The organism is Jannaschia halovivens, from assembly GCF_046452375.1.
In the GTDB taxonomy this organism is placed as follows: domain Bacteria; phylum Pseudomonadota; class Alphaproteobacteria; order Rhodobacterales; family Rhodobacteraceae; genus Jannaschia; species Jannaschia halovivens.
In genome coordinates, this window is the sequence record NZ_JBKFDJ010000001.1 from 1043612 (window position 1) to 1060993 (window position 17382).

19 protein-coding genes and 2 tRNA genes are annotated in these 17382 nt (G+C 69.4%); 8 read left to right on the forward strand and 13 right to left on the reverse strand.

What is annotated here, in order from left to right:
* Positions 1-43: 43 nt before the first annotated feature.
* Genes ACK8OR_RS05270 through ACK8OR_RS05280 form a run of 3 tightly spaced genes read right to left on the reverse strand, consistent with a single transcriptional unit; the run spans position 44 to position 1807 of the window.
* Positions 44-355: a hypothetical protein gene (locus ACK8OR_RS05270; RefSeq protein WP_410188385.1), complete on the reverse strand. Its 312-nt coding sequence runs from the start codon at positions 353-355 to the stop codon at positions 44-46.
* Between the two features lie 38 nt (positions 356-393).
* Positions 394-831 carry a CBS domain-containing protein gene (locus ACK8OR_RS05275; protein WP_410188386.1) on the reverse strand — a complete coding sequence of 146 codons (438 nt, stop codon included), beginning with the start codon at positions 829-831 and terminating at the stop codon, positions 394-396.
* 55 nt (positions 832-886) lie between these two features.
* A complete protein-coding gene (locus ACK8OR_RS05280; RefSeq protein WP_410188387.1) occupies positions 887-1807 on the reverse strand; it encodes a LysR family transcriptional regulator in 921 nt (306 codons plus the stop codon).
* An 89-nt stretch (positions 1808-1896) separates the two neighbouring features.
* On the opposite strand from ACK8OR_RS05280, the gene ACK8OR_RS05285 reads away from it, so the two are divergent.
* Positions 1897-3393 carry a CoA-acylating methylmalonate-semialdehyde dehydrogenase gene (locus tag ACK8OR_RS05285; protein ID WP_298433521.1) on the forward strand — a complete coding sequence of 499 codons (1497 nt, stop codon included), beginning with the start codon at positions 1897-1899 and terminating at the stop codon, positions 3391-3393.
* 37 nt (positions 3394-3430) lie between these two features.
* On the opposite strand, the gene ACK8OR_RS05290 is transcribed toward ACK8OR_RS05285, so the two are convergent.
* Positions 3431-4000, reverse strand: coding sequence for a DUF805 domain-containing protein (locus ACK8OR_RS05290; RefSeq protein ID WP_410188388.1), 570 nt, complete (start codon positions 3998-4000; stop codon positions 3431-3433).
* Positions 4001-4191: 191 nt separating this feature from the next.
* Between ACK8OR_RS05290 and ACK8OR_RS05295 the strand changes: the two genes are divergently transcribed.
* The 5 genes from ACK8OR_RS05295 (at position 4192) to mmsB (ending at position 9232) form a co-directional block, all read left to right on the forward strand.
* Entirely contained in the window at positions 4192-4773 is a 582-nt protein-coding gene (locus ACK8OR_RS05295; protein ID WP_410188389.1) for a L,D-transpeptidase, read from the forward strand.
* Positions 4774-4872: 99 nt separating this feature from the next.
* Complete coding sequence (locus ACK8OR_RS05300) at positions 4873-6000, forward strand: carboxylate-amine ligase (protein WP_410188390.1); 1128 nt, start codon at positions 4873-4875, stop codon at positions 5998-6000.
* Between the two features lie 55 nt (positions 6001-6055).
* Entirely contained in the window at positions 6056-7195 is a 1140-nt protein-coding gene (locus ACK8OR_RS05305) for an acyl-CoA dehydrogenase family protein (RefSeq protein WP_410188391.1), read from the forward strand.
* A 127-nt stretch (positions 7196-7322) separates the two neighbouring features.
* Positions 7323-8363: an enoyl-CoA hydratase/isomerase family protein gene (locus ACK8OR_RS05310; RefSeq protein ID WP_410188392.1), complete on the forward strand. Its 1041-nt coding sequence runs from the start codon at positions 7323-7325 to the stop codon at positions 8361-8363.
* Complete coding sequence (mmsB, locus tag ACK8OR_RS05315; protein WP_410188393.1) at positions 8360-9232, forward strand: 3-hydroxyisobutyrate dehydrogenase; 873 nt, start codon at positions 8360-8362, stop codon at positions 9230-9232. The genes ACK8OR_RS05310 and mmsB overlap by 4 nt, the downstream gene beginning before the upstream one ends.
* Positions 9233-9296: 64 nt before the next feature.
* Here the strand turns inward: mmsB and ACK8OR_RS05320 are convergent.
* Positions 9297-9373, reverse strand: a tRNA-Asp gene (locus ACK8OR_RS05320).
* Between the two features lie 56 nt (positions 9374-9429).
* Positions 9430-10347, reverse strand: a complete 918-nt coding sequence (locus ACK8OR_RS05325) for a LysR family transcriptional regulator (RefSeq protein WP_410188394.1) — start codon at positions 10345-10347, stop codon at positions 9430-9432.
* A gap of 89 nt (positions 10348-10436) precedes the next feature.
* On the opposite strand from ACK8OR_RS05325, the gene ACK8OR_RS05330 reads away from it, so the two are divergent.
* Entirely contained in the window at positions 10437-11078 is a 642-nt protein-coding gene (locus ACK8OR_RS05330) for a class I SAM-dependent methyltransferase (protein WP_410188395.1), read from the forward strand.
* A gap of 19 nt (positions 11079-11097) precedes the next feature.
* Here ACK8OR_RS05330 and ACK8OR_RS05335 read toward each other — a convergent pair whose 3' ends face one another.
* From ACK8OR_RS05335 to ACK8OR_RS05345, 3 genes are all read right to left on the reverse strand, one after another.
* The gene (locus tag ACK8OR_RS05335) at positions 11098-12639 is read right to left on the reverse strand and encodes an alkaline phosphatase D family protein (RefSeq protein ID WP_410188396.1); all 1542 of its coding nucleotides are present in this window, start codon (positions 12637-12639) and stop codon (positions 11098-11100) included.
* Positions 12640-12762: 123 nt separating this feature from the next.
* A complete protein-coding gene (locus ACK8OR_RS05340; protein ID WP_410188397.1) occupies positions 12763-13701 on the reverse strand; it encodes a pirin family protein in 939 nt (312 codons plus the stop codon).
* Between the two features lie 85 nt (positions 13702-13786).
* Positions 13787-14491: a hypothetical protein gene (locus ACK8OR_RS05345; protein ID WP_410188398.1), complete on the reverse strand. Its 705-nt coding sequence runs from the start codon at positions 14489-14491 to the stop codon at positions 13787-13789.
* A gap of 156 nt (positions 14492-14647) precedes the next feature.
* Here ACK8OR_RS05345 and ACK8OR_RS05350 point away from each other — a divergent pair, with 156 nt between their 5' ends.
* Positions 14648-15391, forward strand: coding sequence for an SDR family NAD(P)-dependent oxidoreductase (locus ACK8OR_RS05350; protein WP_410188399.1), 744 nt, complete (start codon positions 14648-14650; stop codon positions 15389-15391).
* On the opposite strand, the gene ACK8OR_RS05355 is transcribed toward ACK8OR_RS05350, so the two are convergent.
* The 4 genes from ACK8OR_RS05355 to ACK8OR_RS05370 all read right to left on the reverse strand — a co-directional run bounded on the left by ACK8OR_RS05355 (position 15388) and on the right by ACK8OR_RS05370 (position 17375).
* Complete coding sequence (locus tag ACK8OR_RS05355) at positions 15388-15918, reverse strand: hypothetical protein (protein WP_410188400.1); 531 nt, start codon at positions 15916-15918, stop codon at positions 15388-15390. The two genes, ACK8OR_RS05350 and ACK8OR_RS05355, sit on opposite strands and share 4 nt — an antisense overlap.
* 86 nt (positions 15919-16004) lie before the next feature.
* Positions 16005-16247: a hypothetical protein gene (locus ACK8OR_RS05360; protein WP_410188401.1), complete on the reverse strand. Its 243-nt coding sequence runs from the start codon at positions 16245-16247 to the stop codon at positions 16005-16007.
* Between the two features lie 55 nt (positions 16248-16302).
* Entirely contained in the window at positions 16303-17061 is a 759-nt protein-coding gene (locus ACK8OR_RS05365) for a helix-turn-helix transcriptional regulator (protein WP_410188402.1), read from the reverse strand.
* A 238-nt stretch (positions 17062-17299) separates the two neighbouring features.
* Positions 17300-17375, reverse strand: a tRNA-Val gene (locus ACK8OR_RS05370).
* Positions 17376-17382 lie beyond the last annotated feature (7 nt).

Below are 17382 nucleotides of genomic sequence, written 5' to 3' on the forward strand. Positions count from 1 at the left end.
CGCAAGATTATTGCGCCATGGGTGGCATGGCCGACCCTGCGGATCAAGCGCGGGTGCGCGCGGGTCCGGTCTTGCCGCGCCAGTCGAGGCTCTGGCGGTTGAGAGCGTGCAGGTCCGCCCGGCCGGCGAGCACGTCCTCGCCCAATGCCACGGCCCGTCTCAGGATCGCGTCGGACGCATGGGCATAGGCGGGACGCTTGGGGATGACATCGTACCAGACGCCGCCCGTCGCGTGGTCGAGGAGGATGCGCTGAAAGCAGTGGTCCAGATGGACGGGCCAGCCGGGCCCCGCCGCGCGCGGCAGGTCGCTGTGCGTCAGATCCTTCCAGCGGGTCTCGAGTTCGGCACGGTCCATGACGCCCGAGCTAGGGCGCGCGCCGAGGCGGGCGAGCCTCAGCCGTGGCCCGCGATCATCGCCTGGAGCGCGTCCTTTTCCATCGAAACCTCGCTCAGTCGTGCCTTCACCACGTCCCCGAGCGAGATCATCCCGACCAGCAGGCCGTCCTCTTCGACGGGCATGTGGCGAAAGCGGCCTTCGGTCATGCGCTCGAGGATCGCCTGCGCGTCGTCGCCCGGCGCGCAGACCTGCACATCGGTGGTCATCAGGTCCGCGACGATCCGGTCCAGCACGGTCTGTCCCGCGCGACCCAGCTCGCGCACGACGTCGCGCTCGGACAGGATGCCCGCCGTGCGCCGCCCGTCGGTCGACACCACGAGCGCGCCGATCTTGCGCGCGCCCAATTCGGCCACGGCATCGGCTACGGACGCGTTGGGGTCGATCGTCAGCACACCGGTCGTCGCCTTGGACTTTAGGATCTGGGTCACGAACATGGGAGGCCCTCCTGCGGCTCTGGACGTCCAGCGAACGCCCGACCCCGCCCCCCTGTCAAGCCTGCGCGTCCCGGTCGCGCACGGCGGCACTGGCTTCGAGCTGGGCGATCTCGGCGCGAATGCCCTCGGCCAGAAGGTCGGCGACGGCCCCGAAGGGCGCGCCGTCGGCATCGGCGTGGCGCACGAGGTGGAAGCTGCGGCTGAGGCGCGCTGTCTCGGGCAGGACGGGCACCAGTTCGGGCGCCTCGGGGCGCATGAAATCGTGGACGACGCCCACGCCCGCGCCCGCACGGATCAGCGCCCATTGCAGGTTCGCCGAGTTCGAGGCGATGTCCGGCGCGCCCAGCCCCAGCTCGGCCAGGTGGTCGAGTTCGGGGTCGAAGATCATATCGGGGATGTAGCCCACGCGATCCGCCTCGCGCAGGCTGTCGCGCGTGACCGGGCCATGGCGCGCCAGCCAGTCGCGATGGGCGGCGAGCCCGAGGCCGTAATCGCAGATGCGGCGCACCACGAGGCGCCCCGAGACCGGCGCCGAGATGGTGATCGCCAGATCCGCCTCGCGGCGCGACAGATCGAGCAGGCGCGGCAGCGCCACGATGTCGAAGCGCAGCTCGGGGTGGGCGGCGCGCAGCGCGGTGCAGACCCGCGGCAGGACATGGGTGCCGATGCCGTCGGGCGCGCCGACGCGCACCCGGCCCGCAAGACGCTCGGTTCCGGTCAGTGCGGCCGTCCCGGCGCGCGCCTGCGCCTCCATCCCCTCGGCATGGGGCAGAAGCCCCTGCCCCGCCCCGGTCAGCGCATAGCCCTGGGGCGATTTCAGGAACAGGGCGGCCCCCGCCTCGCGCTCCAGCCGCTTGATGCGACGGCTCAGCGTGGCGGGGTCCAGCCGCAGGGTCCGCGCCGCCTCGGTCAGCGACCCGGCGCGAGCCACGTTCAGGAAAATGCGCAGGTCACCCCAGTCCATGGCGCCTGCCATACCTACAAATCCGCAAGACCGTCCAGCATGATCGGCCCTGTCGCCGGACCCGTCCGCGCCCTATCCTGCGCCCAAAAAGGGAGGATCACATGCAAGAGATCGGACATTGGATCGACGGCGCAGCTGTTGCGGGCTCGGGTCGGAGCGCGGACGTCTACAACCCCGCCACGGGCGAGGTGCAGGCCCGCGTCGCGCTGGCCTCGGGCGCCGAACTCGACCGTGCGGTGCAGGTCGCCGCCGCGGCGCAACCGGCCTGGGGGGCGACCAACCCGCAGCGCCGCGCGCGCGTCCTGATGAAGTTCGTCGACCTTCTGAACCGCGACATGGACAAGCTGGCCGAGGCCCTCTCGCGCGAGCATGGCAAAACCCTGCCGGATGCCGCGGGCGACGTGCAGCGCGGCCTCGAGGTGGTCGAGTTCTGCATCGGCGCGCCGCATCATCTGAAGGGTGAGTTCACCGACAGCGCCGGTCCCGGCATCGACATGTACTCCATGCGTCAGCCGCTGGGCGTGACGGCGGGAATCACGCCCTTCAACTTCCCCGCCATGATCCCGATGTGGATGTTCGCGCCCGCCATCGCCTGCGGCAACGCGTTCATCCTGAAGCCGTCCGAGCGCGACCCCTCGGTGCCGATGATGCTGGTGGAGCTTCTGGAGGAAGCCGGGCTTCCGAAAGGCATCCTGCAGGTCGTCAACGGCGACAAGGAGGTCGTCGACGCGATCCTCGATCACGAGGTGATCCAGTCCGTGGGCTTCGTCGGCTCGACCCCCATCGCGGCCTATATCTACGAGCGCGCCAGCGCCTCGGGCAAGCGCGCCCAATGCTTCGGCGGCGCCAAGAACCACATGATCATCATGCCCGACGCGGACATGGACCAGGCCGCCGACGCGCTGGTCGGCGCGGGCTACGGCGCCGCGGGCGAGCGCTGCATGGCGATCTCGGTCGCCGTGCCGGTGGGCGACGACACCGCCGATCGCCTGATCGAAAAGCTGGCCCCCCGCGTCGAGGCGCTGAAGGTCGGCCCCTATTCAAGCGGGACGGATGTCGATTTCGGCCCGGTCGTGACGGCGGCGGCCAAGGAGAACATCCTCGCCCTCATCCAGTCGGGCAAGGATGCAGGCGCCGAAGCGGTGGTCGACGGCTCGAAGATGAGTGTGCAGGGCTACGAGGACGGGTTCTTCGTCGGCCCGGTCCTCTTCGACCGGGTGACGCCCGACATGGACATCTACCGCAAGGAGATCTTCGGGCCGGTCCTGTCCACGGTCCGCGCCCAGACCTACGAGGAGGCTCTGGGCCTCGCCATGGACCACGAATACGGCAACGGGACCGCGATCTTCACCCGCGACGGCGACGCCGCGCGCGACTTTGCCAAGCGGGTGAATGTCGGGATGGTGGGGGTCAACGTGCCGATCCCGGTTCCGCTGGCCTACCACACGTTCGGCGGCTGGAAGAAGTCGATGTTCGGCGACCTGAACCAGCACGGACCCGATGCCTTCCGGTTCTACACGCGCACCAAGACGGTCACGGCGCGCTGGCCGTCGGGCATCAAGGAAGGCGGCGAATTCTCCATCCCCGTGATGGAATGACGCGGTGCGCGGCCCCGCATCCCGGGCCGCGCGACGTTCAATTGTTCATGCGCGACAGGCGAAGCGCGCGGGCCTCTTCGGCCCGGCGGGCGGCATCGACATTCGCGCGCGGCACCGCCGGGACATCGCTCAGCGACGAACGCACGGGGGCTGGGCCACCGGGCGGTGAGCCGTAGTCGTTGCGGCCCGAGTCGCCCGGAATGATCATCAGAATCAACAGGATGATCGGGCCGACCATCGGCACGAGGCTGATCCAGTACCACCACCCGCTGCGGCCGGTATCGTGAAGCCGGCGGACCGTCACCGCGAGGGAGGCGAAGGACGTCCAGATCGTGAACACGGCCAGGATCGGTGTCGCGGCCCCCGCGAACACCGCGTCGACGCGGGCCTGCGACATGGCCGCGATGTCGTAGGGCACGCCGGCCGCGGCCGCAGCCTCGGCTTCGGCCGCGATCATCAGAAGCGGCCAGGCCACCGCTACGATCAGTACGATCCAGAAGATCGTCAGCGCCAGCGCGAACCACCAGTATTCCGACGGGGCGGCGCGGCCCCGCCAGCGAAACGGCTTCGTCATGCAGGAGATCGTGGCGTCGACCGGACCCATCATGTTGTTATCCCTCGCGAGTTCGCTACGCATGCCATTATGCGAAGAATTGCGGCGAAGGTCGGGTGTTTGCGGGGAAACACATCGGCAAGCCGCCGCCGACCGATGCGCACCCGCGAAGAAGTGAACGCGCGGCCCTTTTCGCCGCGCATCGCCCGTAATAACTGAGGCGCAAGCCAGACGGAGCAGGATTGATGACCGACCAGACCCGCCGCCTTTTCCTTGCCGGCACCGCCGCGACACTCGCCGCGCCGGCGCTTGCGCAGACCCGCACCGCCGAGGATTTCGGCGGCGTGACCGGCCCGACCGAGAGCCGCCGCAACACCTCGAGCTTCCAGATGATCGACTGGCGCGATCACTTCTCCGATCTCGGGCGGGCGACGATCATCTGCGACACGACCAGCCGCGCGCTGCACTACTGGGACAGCACCGGCAGCGACTACCGGCTCTATCCGACCAGCGTGCCGATGACGGACGAGCTGACGCGGCGCGGTTATACCGAGATCGTGCGCAAGAAGGTCGGCCCGACCTGGACGCCGACCGCGAACATGCGCGCCCGCGACCCGTCCCTGCCCGAGTTCATGGAGGCCGGTCCCGGCAACCCGCTCGGCACCCACGCGATGTATCTCGCCTGGCCCGCCTACCTGATCCACGGCACGCATGACACGCGCAAGATCGGACGGCGGTCGTCGTCGGGCTGCATTGGTCTCTACAACGAGAAGATCGCAGAGCTGTTTGCGATCACGCCGGTCGGCGCGCAGGTCCGCGTCATCTGACGCCGCCAGTCCGAGCCCAGCACCCGGACCGCCCTCCCCCAATTGCCGCTTGCGATGCGACGCCGCTCCGCCGACCCTGCGGGCCGGGGGGTGGCGCATATGGCCGAGCCGGACTTCACGATCGGGATCGAGGAAGAGTACCTTCTCGTGAACCGCGAGACCGGCGCGCTGGCCGAGGCGCCGGACGCGTTGATGCGGGCGGCCTCGGATGTCCTGGGCGAACAGGTCAGCCCCGAATTCCTGCAATGCCAGATCGAGGTCGGGACCGGGATCTGCGCCACCGTGGCCGAGGCGCGGGACGACCTCGCCCATCTGCGCCGCACCGTTTCGCGGCTGGCGGCCGAGCATGGGCTCGCCCCCATCGCGGCCTCCTGTCATCCGAGTTCGGACTGGAAGGACCAGAGCTTCACCGACCGCGCCCGCTACCGCGACCTCGAACGCGATCTGCGCGGCGTGGCACGCCGGATGCTGATTTGCGGCATGCACGTCCATGTCGGCCTGCCCGACGAGGCGACGCGCATCGACCTGATGGCGCAGTTCACCTATTTCCTGCCGCATCTCCTGGCGCTCTCGGCCTCGTCGCCCTTTTGGCAGGGCGAAGATACCGGCCTCGATAGCTACCGCCTGACGGTCTTCGATAACATGCCGCGCACCGGCCTGCCGCCGCGCCTTTCGGGCTGGTCGGACTGGACGGGCGCGGTGGGCGCGCTGACCGAGCTGGGCGTGATCGAGGACGGCTCCAAGATCTGGTGGGACCTGCGCCCCTCGCACCGCTTCCCGACGCTGGAGACGCGCATCTGCGACGTGGCCCCGCGCCTCGAGGACACGCTGACGCTGGCCGCGCTGGTGCAGGCGACGCACCGGATGCTCTGGCGGCTGGGGCAGTCGAACCAGCGCTGGCGCATCTACGACCGCTTCCTCGTCGACGAGAACCGGTGGCGCGCCCAGCGCTACGGCGTGCGCGAAGGGCTGATCGATTACGGGCGGCGGGCCATCGTGCCGGTGCCCGACCTGGTGGAGGAATGGCTCGACCTGCTCGCGCCCGATGCCGCGGCGCTGGGCTGCGGGGCCGAGCTGGCCCGCGCCCGCGACATCGCCGCCCATGGCAATGCCGCCGACCGCCAGCGCGCGGTGCATGCGGAGGCGCTAGCGGCGGGCGCGTCGCCCGAGGATGCGCTCCGCACGGTGACCGCGCATCTGATCGCCGCCTTCGACGAGGGGCTTTGACACCCGGCCTCCGGGCGGGGTAATTGAACGAGCGTTCGATTAAAGGGGAACGGCCATGGATTTCGCACTCTCCGAGGAAAGCACCGCCATCTTCGACATGGCCCGCGACGTCGGCCAGTCCGAGATCGCGCCCCACGCCCGCGACTGGGAGGCGGCGGGCGACATCCCCAAGGAGCTCTGGCCGAAGCTGGCCGAGCTGGGCTTCGGCGGGCTCTACGTCTCCGAGGAAGCAGGCGGATCCGGCCTGTCCCGGCTCGACGCGACGCTGGTCTTCGAGGCGCTGTCGATGGCCTGCCCGAGCGTCGCGGCCTTCCTGTCGATCCACAACATGTGCGCCAAGATGATCGACGGCTTCGGGTCGGACGATCTGAAGGCGCGCTATCTGCCCCGCGCGCTGACCTGCGAGACGGTGTTCAGCTATTGCCTGACCGAACCCGGCAGCGGGTCGGACGCGGCCGCCCTGAAGACGAAGGCCGTGAAGTCCAACGCCGAGTATCGCCTGACGGGAACGAAGGCGTTCATCTCGGGCGGGGGCTATTCGGATGCCTATGTCGTCATGGCGCGCACCGGCGAGGACGGGCCGCGCGGCATCAGCGCGCTGGTGGTCGAGGACGGGGCCGAGGGGCTGTCCTTCGGCGGGCTCGAGGACAAGATGGGCTGGCGCTCGCAACCGACGCGGGCCGTGCAGTTCGACGACTGCGCGACCCCGCTGGGCAACCTTCTGGGCGAGGAGGGGCGCGGCTTTCGCTACGCCATGGCCGGGCTGGATGGCGGGCGGCTGAACATCGCGGCCTGCTCGCTGGGCGCGGCCCAGCAGGCGCTGGACCAGACCGTCGCCTACATGCGCGAGCGCAAGGCGTTCGGCGCCAGCCTGACCGAGTTCCAGGCGCTCCAGTTCCGCCTTGCCGACATGGAAATCGAGCTTCAGGCGTCGCGCATCTTCCTGCGGCAGGCGGCCTGGAAGCTGGATAACGGTGCGCCGGATGCCACGAAATACTGCGCCATGGCCAAGAAGATGGTTACCGAGGCCGGCAGCCGGATCGTCGATCAATGCCTGCAGCTTCATGGCGGCTACGGCTATCTCGCCGATTACGGGATCGAGAAGCTGGTGCGCGACCTGCGGGTGCACCAGATCCTCGAAGGCACCAACGAGATCATGCGGATGATCGTCGCCCGCGACATGCTGGCGACGTGACGGACCGCGTTCGAATCGACTGCGTCGATCCGACCGGCTGGGGGCTCCGCCCCCAGACCCCCGAGGTGTTTTCGGCCAAAGGAGGAGCGCGGCCCGGCGCGCTGACAGGACCGGAGCAGGCCTCCCGATGAGCGAGATCAATATCCGCATCGAAAGACGAGCCGGTCGGATCACGCTCGACCGACCCGACGTGCTCAACGCGCTGTCCTGGAACATGTGCCTCGCGATCGAGGCGGCGCTTGATGAGTGGCGGACGCTGGACGACGTGGCGCTGGTCGTGATCGACGCGGCGCCGGGGCGGGCCTTCTGCGCGGGCGGCGACATCCTCGAGATGCACCGCGCGGGCACCGAGGGGCGCTACGAGTACGGTCAGCGGTTCTGGGCGGACGAATACCGCATGAATGCGAAACTGTTCCACTTTCCGAAGCCCGTCGTGACCTTCCTTCACGGCTTCACAATGGGTGGCGGCGTCGGCGTCGGGTGCCATGCCTCGCACCGGGTCGTCGATGCGACCTCGCGGATCGCGATGCCCGAATGCGGGATCGGGCTGGTGCCGGATGTGGGCGGCTCGCTTCTGCTGGCGCGGGCGCCGGGGCGGCTGGGCGAGTATCTCGGGGCGACCGGCGCGCGGATGGGACCGGGCGACGCGATCCACGCGGGGTTCGCGGATTATTTCGTGGCGGAGGGCTGGGACGCCCTGAAGGCCGCGCTCTGTGAGACGGGCGATCCAGGCGCGGTCGACGCGGCGGCGGGCGAGGTGCCGGACGCACCGCTGGCAGACGCCCAGCCCGAGATCGAGAGGCTCTTCGCGGGCGAGACTCTCGCCGATATCTGGCGCGGGCTTCAGGGCGTCGACACGCCATTGGCCGAGGACGCCCGCGCGGCCCTGTCGCGCAACGCGCCGCTTTCGATGGCCTGCGCGATCGAGATGCTGCACCGGCTGGGCGACGACCCGACGATCGAGGCGGCGCTGGGCATGGAATACCGCTTCACCTTCCGCGCCCTGGAGCATTCGGATTTCGTCGAGGGCATCCGGGCGCAGATCGTCGACAAGGACCGCGCGCCGCGCTGGTCCCACCCCGGCCCCGACGCGGTGCCGACGCTCGCGGTATCGCGGATGCTGCAACCCCTCGGGGCCGACGCCCTGACGCTGGAGGAGACGACATGAAGATCGCGTTCATCGGATTGGGCAACATGGGCGCGCCCATGGCCCGCAACCTCGCCGCTGCAGGGCACGAAGTCACCGGCTTCGACACCGCCGCCGCCCCGCCCGAGGGCGTCGCGATGGCCGCAAGCGCCGCCGAGGCCGCAGCAGGCGCCGAAGTCGTGATCACCATGCTGCCCAATGGCGAGATCCTGCGCGCGGTGGCGGGCGACGTGATCCCGGCGATGGCCGACGGCGCGGTGCTGCTCGACTGCTCGACCGTCGACGTGGCCTCGGCCCGCGCGGTGGCCGAGATGGCCGAAGCGCGCGGGCACGGGTCGCTCGACGCGCCGGTCTCGGGCGGGATCGGCGGCGCGGATGCCGGGACGCTGACCTTCATGGTGGGGGGCTCGGACGCGGCGCTGGCGGCGGCGGCCCCTCTGCTCGATATCATGGGCGCGCGCACCGTGCATTGCGGCCCCGCGGGCAACGGGCAGGCGGCGAAGATCTGCAACAACATGATCCTCGGCGCCACGATGGTCGCAACCTGCGAGGCCTTCGCGCTGGCCGACAAGCTGGGGCTGGACCGGCAGGCGATGTTCGACGTGGTATCGACGTCGTCGGGTCAAAGCTGGTCGATGAACACCTATTGCCCGGCGCCGGGCGTCGGCCCGACCTCGCCCGCCGATAACGGCTATGCGCCGGGATTCGCGGCCGACCTGATGCTGAAGGACCTTCGCCTGAGCCAGGAGGCCGCCGAAGCCGTGGGCGCGCCGACGCCCATGGGACAGGCGGCGACGGCGGAATACGAAGCCTTCGTCGAGGCCGAGGACGGCCGGGGGCGGGACTTCAGCGCAATGCTGCCGCGATTCTCGGGGAAGGCGCGGGGCTGAGCCACATCAGGCCGGCCCGCAAACCAAAAAGCCGGCCCCGAGGGGCCGGCTTTCGGACAAGCGGTGGCGCGGTTGACGGGGCTCGAACCCGCGACCCCCGGCGTGACAGGCCGGTACTCTAACCAACTGAGCTACAACCGCCCGCTTGCACACCGTTTCCGGCGTGTTGCGGGGTCTATTGCGGCCCCGACATGCCGTCAAGCCGGTCCGACGGAATTCTTCACCAGCGGTGGGATCGCCTCGGCCAGAAGGTCGAACACGGCCCGGATGCGCGCGCTGGTCCGAAGCTCCCGCGCGGCACAGAGCCAGATCGGGAACGGAAAGAGCGGCGGGTCGGGCAGGATCGGGACAAGCCGCGGATCCGCCGCACCGGCGGTGATCGGCCCGAACCCGATCCCGAGCCCCGCGCAAACGAAATGCCAGTGCACGAGATGGCTCGACCCGGTCGAAAGCATGAAATTGCGGTCGCCGACCGTGAAGCCCGTGCTTTCCAGCGCGCCCAGGAGGGGTCCGTTCTCGGAAAGGCCGAGAAACTGCGCCGCGCCGAAATCGGCGGGACCTTTCACGGGGCCGAGCGTCGCGAGATAGGCAGGCGTGGCCCAGAGCGTCGCGGTGTCGGTGCAGAGCCTTCGCGCGATCAGGTCGGGATCGCTCGGCTCGGCGTTACGGATAGCGATATCGGCCTCGCGGCGGCGCAGGTCGGCGAGGTCGTTGGTGACCACAACGTCGACGCGCAACTCAGGGTGGCGGGTGCGCAAGAGGCCGATGACGCGCGGCATGACGAGCGCGGCGTAGAGCTCCGAGACGGTGATGCGGATCGACCCCTCGATCGTCTGGGACTGGCCGGACGCGGTCAACGAGACGCGCGCGGCTGCCTCGCCCATGGCGCGGACCTGTTCGGCCAGCGCCACGCCGGACGGCGTGAGGATCAACCGCTTGCCGACCCGGTCGAAGAGGCGCACGCCAAGCTCTGCCTCGAGCGCGGAAACCTGCCGCCCGATGGTCGGCTGGGTCTGGCGCAGCGCACGGGCCGCCGCCGAGAGCGACCCGCGTTCGACGGTCGCGAGAAAGGCGCGCACGTGGTTCCAGTCGAAGGCGACGGCATCCCAGTTCATGCATCCATGCATATCAGAAGAGCGAATTCTTCCAATCGAGAAGCATCGATGCATGACGTATTTCGGCGCATCACCTGAAAGGAGCCCGTATGACCGCCACGACCCCCACCGCGTTCTGGAACCGTATCGCGCCCGGATATGCCCTGAAACCCATTGCCGACCCCGATGCATACGAGGCGACGCTGGCGCGCACTCTGGCCTATCTCCACACCGATGACATGGTGATCGAACTGGGCGCCGGGACGGGCGGCACCGCGTTGCGGCTGGCGGGCGCCGTCCGATCCTACTGGGCCACCGATATCGCGCCCGCCATGATCGAGATCGCCCGCGAGCGCGTGTGGGACGCGTCGCCCAGCAACGTCACGCTCGGGGTCGAAGAACCCGGATCGGACGCGTTCCTCGGCGTGTCCGTCGATGCGGTGCTGGCGTTCAACCTCTTTCACCTGCTGCCCGACCCCGAGGCGGGTCTGGCGCATGTCGCCCGCATGGTGCGGCCCGGAGGCACGTTCATCTCGAAGACGCCTTGCCTGGCCGGGCTCGGCTGGCGGACGCCGGTCTACCGCACGATGATCGCGGCGATGCGCCTGTTCGGCGCCGCCCCGTCGGTGACCTTCATGGACGTTCGCGCGTGGCACCGGATGATCCGGCGGGCCGGGTTCGAGATCGTGGAGGCGGGCGACTACCCGGCGGCGCCGCCCAACCGGTTCGTGGTGGCGCGGCGGATCCTGTGACCCGCCGCCCTCCGCCGCCTCAGGCGGGGCGCGCCGGGTCCAGTTCGACGGACCACAGCTCGACATCTTCCACGTCCATAAGGCGCACGGTCATCACGCCGGTATCGGCGGCGATATCGACCAGCCCGAAGAACTGAAGGCCCATCGAGGGCGGCAGGTTCCGGCCCTGCGCCTCGGACGGATGACGCGCGAAGCGCACCTCGGGCCCGAACGTATCGTCATAGGTCGAGGGGCCGAACGTCCCGGCGTGAAGCGGGCCGGACACGAACTCCCAGAACGGCTCGAAGTCCTGGAACTGGGCGCGTTCGGGGCTGTAGTGGTGCGCGGCGGTGTAGTGGACATCCGCAGTCAGCCAGACGGTGTTGGCGATGCCGCCATGCTTGATAAAGGACAGCACCTGGGCGATGTCCTGCTCGCGGCCCAGGGGCGGGCCATCGCCATTGGCCCCGTTTTCCATCGCCGCATCGCCGTCGCGCACCATCATCCCGATCGGCATGTCGGAGGCGATCACCTTCCAGAGCGCGTTCGAACTGGCCAGCTCGCGCTTGAGCCAGGCCAGTTGCTCCGCCCCGAGGAACGGCGCGCCATCGGCCTCGGTATTGGCGGTGTTCGGGCCGCGATAGGTCCGCAGATCGAGAAAGAAGATGTCCAGCATCGGCCCGTAGGCGACCTTGCGATAGATGCGGTTCGGCTCCTCCTGCGACTGCCGCGTGGGCATCATCTCGTGGAAGGCGCGGGCGGCGCGGGCCGCCAGCAGATCGGCCGATTTCACGCTGTATCGGTCATCGGCCGCGAGGTCTTCGGACGGATACCAGTTGTTGGTGACCTCGTGGTCGTCCCATTGCGCCAGCACGGGGACCGCGGCGTTGAACGCGCGCACGTTGTCGTCCATCAGGTTGTAGAGATACTGGCCCCGGAACTCGTCGAGCGTCTCGGCCACCTTCGCCTTCGCGTCGATCATCACGTTGGTCCAGACCGTCCCGTCGGCCAGCTCCACCGTCGGCTGGAGCGGGCCATCGGCATAGATCGTGTCGCCGGAATGGATCATGAAATCGGGCTGGTGCCGGGCCATGGTGGCGTATGTCTTCATGCCGCCGCGATCCGTGTCGATGCCCCAGCCCTGCCCCGCGGTGTCGCCCGACCAGACGAAGCGGATGTCGCGAGCCGCATGGGGCGCGGTGCGGAAACGGCCGACCACCGGCTCGGAGGCGGCGTTCAGGTCGACGAGATCGAGCATCGTGACCCGGTAGTGAATGTCCTGGTCCGACGGCAGCCCGGTCAGCGCCAGCTTGCCCGAAAGATCGGTCGGCGCTCCGAGGTCGAGAGGCTGCACCCGGTGCGCGTCGGTGAAATCGTCGGTGGTGGCCCATTCGACGACCATCCGCGCCTCGCGGTCGGCGCGCGACCAGATCACCGCGCCGTCATGGGCGATATCGCCCGACTGCACGCCATGGGTGACGATCGGGCGTCCGGCGGCGCGCACGAGCGACGGCATGGCGAGAACGGATGTGGTGGCGAGCGCGCCCTGCAAGGCGGTGCGTCGGGTCAGCTTCAGCGTCATGTCGAAGGCTCCTGTGGCAGATGGGGTGCCGACAGCGTGGGGGCGCTTCGTAACGCCTCCGCTTCGTGTCCATGACGCTTACGCGAAGGTTTGGTGACGGGCGGCGAACCGCCCGTCGTCGTCTCAGCGGTCCGGCAGCGGGATATGCTCCGCATCGTCGCCGGGCGGCAGCTGGAAGCGGCCATGGGCCCAGTCGCCCGCGCGCCACGCCTCCTTGGCGGCGTCGATCCGGTCCTTCGACGAGGCCACGAAATTCCACCAGATATGGCGGGGTCCGTCCATCGTGTCGCCGCCGAGCAGGAGAAGCCGCGCCCCGCTTTCACCCGCGGTCACCGAGATCGCGTCGCCCGGCCGGAAGACCAGCATCCGGCCCCGCTCGTAGGTCTCGCCCGCGACCGTGATCGCGCCGTCCATGACATAGACGCCCCGGTCCTCGTGATCGTCGGGCAGCGGGATCGCGGCCCCGGCCTCCAGCAGCGCGTCGGCATAGAACATCCGGCTGGGCGTATCGGCGGGAGCCTGTTCGCCGTAGGCGTCCCCGAGGATGACGCGCACCCGCTTGCCCTCGCCCTCGAGCATGGGAAGCTCGGCCTTGGTCACGTGCTTGAAGTCCGCCGCGTCGTCCTCGTGATCCTTCGGCAGGGCCATCCAGGTCTGGATGCCCGACAGCCGCACCGTCTCGTCGCGATAGGGGCCGTCCATCCGCTCGGAATGGGTGATCCCGAGGCCCGCCGTCATCAGGTTCACCGCGCCGGGCTCGATCCACTGGTCGGTCCCGAGGCTGTCGCGGTGGTGGATCTTGCCCTCGAAGAGATAGGTCACCGTGCTCAGGCCGATATGGGGATGCGGGCGGACGTCGATGCCGTCACCGGTCAGGAACTCCGCGGGGCCCATCTCGTCGAAGAAGATGAACGGCCCGACCATCTGGCGGCGGGGGGCGGGCAGTGCGCGGCGCACCTCGAAGCCGCCCAGATCGCGGGCGCGGGGAACGATGACGGTCTCGATGGCGTCGACCTCGTCGCCGATGGGGCAATGGGGGTCGAGTGCGGGATTCCAGGACATCGGCTGACTCTCCTTCTGCGATGCCCCATCAATACGGCGCCCGGCGATGGTGTCGACCGGCGGCGGCGCAGGGCATCTGTGCGCGTCAGCCCCCGACCTCGTCCCCCGTCGTCTGACCGACATAGAGCGTCAGGTCGCCCGCGCCGGGATGGCCGTCCCCCTGGACGAAGGATCCCCGGTTCCGCGCCGCGCTGGTATTGGCGTCGCCGACCGTGCCCGCATTGCCGCCGGCCAGCGTGGTCCCCGAGAAGGACGACTGCGAGACGACCTCGCCGTTGATGTAGAGCGCGAGCCCCGTCGAGGCGTCGAGCGACCCCTCGATGCTGTAGGTGCCGTCTTCCACCGTCCAGAGCGCTTCGCCCCGGTCCGACGCCTCGCCGAAGCCGTTGCCCCTGCCGCCCTGAAGGTAGAGCACGCCCTCGTGCTGGTAGAGGATCGTGCCGGTCCCGGTGCCGCCCGCCTCGAAGAGGATACCCGAATCCCCCGCCGACAGCGTCGCGTCCATCTGGAACGAGAACGCGGTCTCGTTCCTGAGGTCCGAGAAGGTGTCACCGGCAGCGTGGGTCGCGGTCGCCGTCATCGCCTCGGTGACGTTGGCGAAGATCGCGGCGAAGGACGTCTGGATGATGTCATTGCCCTGAAGCGTCGCGTCGATATCCCCCGACACGTCCTGGACGCCGCGCGAGACGACGGATGAGACGGCGAGACCGAGGCCGACCAGCGCGGCGGTCAGGACGACCCAGTCCACCGTGACGGCGCCGTCCTCTGCGGAAGTGAATGTCGGGCTCATGGGTCGGCCTCGTGAAACGGTAAAACAAGTTGTCGGGGATCGAACCTGACCCAGAAATCCGCCACGCGAAGGGAGCGAAGGGGGCGATCCTGTGACCCTCGCCGGGCCGATCGGACGGTGCTAGACCGCGAGGACCGGAGATCGGGGAGGACGGATATGGGTGAGACGGCGATCGTGACGGGGGCCGCGCGGGGCATCGGGCTGGCGACGACGAAGCTGTTCCTCGCCGAAGGACGGCGCGTGGTCATGGTCGACAACGATGCCGAGGAATTGGCGCGCGCCGCCGCGGATCTGGAGGGCGCGACCGCCCGGCCCTGCGACGTCTCCGACCCGGAAGCGGTGGCGGCCTTGGCGGCCGAGCTCGACGGCACGGGGATCGACGCGCTCGTGAACAATGCGGGCCTCGCGGATTTCGGGCCCATCGAGGAGACGGACTTCACCCGCTGGCGCGCGGTGATGGCGACCAATCTCGACGGCGTCTTCCTGATGAGCCAGGCGTTCACCCCCGCCCTGAAGACCACGCGCGGCGCCATCGTGAACATCGCCAGCATCTCGGCGCTGCGGGCCTCGACGCTGCGGGTGGCTTACGGGACGTCTAAGGCCGGGGTCGCGCACCTGACGCAGCAGCAGGCGGTCGAGCTGGGCGAATACGGCATCCGGGTGAACTGCGTCTGCCCCGGCCCGGTGCGCACCAAGCTGGCCATGGCCGTCCACACGCAGGACATCATCGACGCCTATCACGATGCGATCCCGCTGAACCGCTACGGGCGCGAGTCCGAGATCGCCGAGGCCATCGCGTGGCTCTGCTCGGAGAAGGCGAGTTTCGTGACGGGGCAGCGGCTTGCCGTCGATGGCGGGTTCGAGGCGACGGTGATCGGTCTTCCGGCGCTGCGCGGCTAGGTCGGGGCGCCCGCGAGCCAGAGGATCGCCGCCGCCAGAAGGGCCAGCGCCATCAGCACGTGATGCGGCCGACGGACGTTGCGATAGAGCGCGAATCCCAACTCCTTGCGCCACACCGGCAGGTTCCGGAGCCAGATGCGCTGCGGCCAGCCCGCATCGGCATCGACCTCGGGGCGGTCCGCATCGAGCGCGGCCTGGAAGGACGACGAGATGCGCGGCCCGTCATAGGGCGCGCCCGCGGCCATCAGCTCCTCCAGCGCGGTCAGCCGGATGCGATGGATCGCCTGATAGCGCTTCCACCGCGCCTCGGTCGCCCAGAAGATTGCGCTCGACGTGGCCGCCAGCAGGCAGAGCGACGGCAGGTCGCGATAGGCCGCCGCCGCGATGAGGGCGGCGCTGACGGTGATGCTCCAGCTCTTGATGCCGTGGGTTAGCGTGTCAAAGCGTCCGACCTCGGATTGCAGCGCGTAGTACTCGGCCTCGGGGTCGAGCGTGTAGGTCGCATCCCTCGCCTTCTCCGCGTCCACATGGTCCTCCGGGGTTGCCGCCGGACCGACGCTAGCGCCCCCGCGGCGGCGGACCAAGGGCGAGGCGCCCCGCCCCGCGGCCCGCGTCAGGCCGCGGAATCGTCCGCCCCCGCGCCCTCGGCCAGCCGCAGCAGGCGATCGGCCATCAGGATGAGGCCCGGTGCCTGCCGATGCTCGCCCGAGCGCGCCACTTCGAAGGCCGCCATCTCGACCGCGCGGGCCGCGACCGTCAGCGATCCCGCCGCACGCTCTTCGAGCGGCAGGCGGTCGATCGCCAGCGCCACCCATTCGGCGATGTCGCCGGCGGTATCGGGTGCGAACTTGTCCATGCGGGCCTCCGGGCGCGATCACTCGTAACCCACCGCAGATGGATGCGCGCTGCCCTCAGGTCACGTCCCGCGATTGCGTGACGGGCATCCGGCGGTCGAGTACGATCAGCCCCGCGCCCAACCCGCGCAGCACGGCGGTGGTGCGGTCGCCGACCTCGAGCTTCTGGAAGATCCGCCGGACCAGCGTGTCGACCGTATGGCGCGAGACCCCCAGGATCTCGGCCATGACCGAATTCGACTTGCCCCGCGCGATCCAGGACAGGATCTCGGTCTCGCGGGGCGACAGCTCGCGATGCGACAGCGGCCGGGTCTCGTCGAGTTCGCAATAGCGCAGATGCGCAAGCTGCACCGCCGATTTCAGCTCGAAGATTTGCGCCTCGTTGAGCTCGGGCCGGGGTCCGCCGAAGCCCAGGCCGACATAGGCCGACCGCATCCGGGGGCCATAGACCTGCATCGCCAGCCCATCGCCCAGATGCGCCGTCTCGAGCTCGCGGACGAAGGCACGTTCCTCGGGGGTCAGCCGGACGAGGGTTTCCAGCTCGCTCCAGAAGAAGGGCTTGGTGCGACGCGCGGCCAGCGCCGGGATGGGATCGATATCCGCGAGATCGTTCTCGATGTAATGCGCCACCCAATCCTCGGGGAAGCCTTCGGCCCGGACGAGCGGCGCGCGCCCACCCGTCGGGTCGAGGAAATGGTAGCTCATCCGCACGATGCCCCGCGCCCGCAGGAACTTACGGGCCATCCGCCAGAGCGTCAGGCCATCGGGCGCATCGGTCACATCGATCGAATAGGTCGTGAGGTTGTCGTCGGGCATGATCGGACCCCGCCGGGCCGAAGCGACCCTGCGCCATTGGTGACAGCCAAACCGGGGCGGGGCAAATGCTATAGTGACCTAGCGTCACTGCGCGCGCGGGCGATGCGCAGCCTGACAAGGGCCGCGGGTGATCCCCGGAGAGCACAGGACTGGCGGCGGCGCGCCGGACGATGCATCTCGCGCCCGCGTCACTGGGCAGATCGCGGCCATGGAACAGGGCGCGGCCTCAAGGAAACGGTGGTGGGTGGTGAGGGGCTCGAACCCCCGACATCCTCGGTGTAAACGAGACGCTCTACCAACTGAGCTAACCACCCGCAGGCG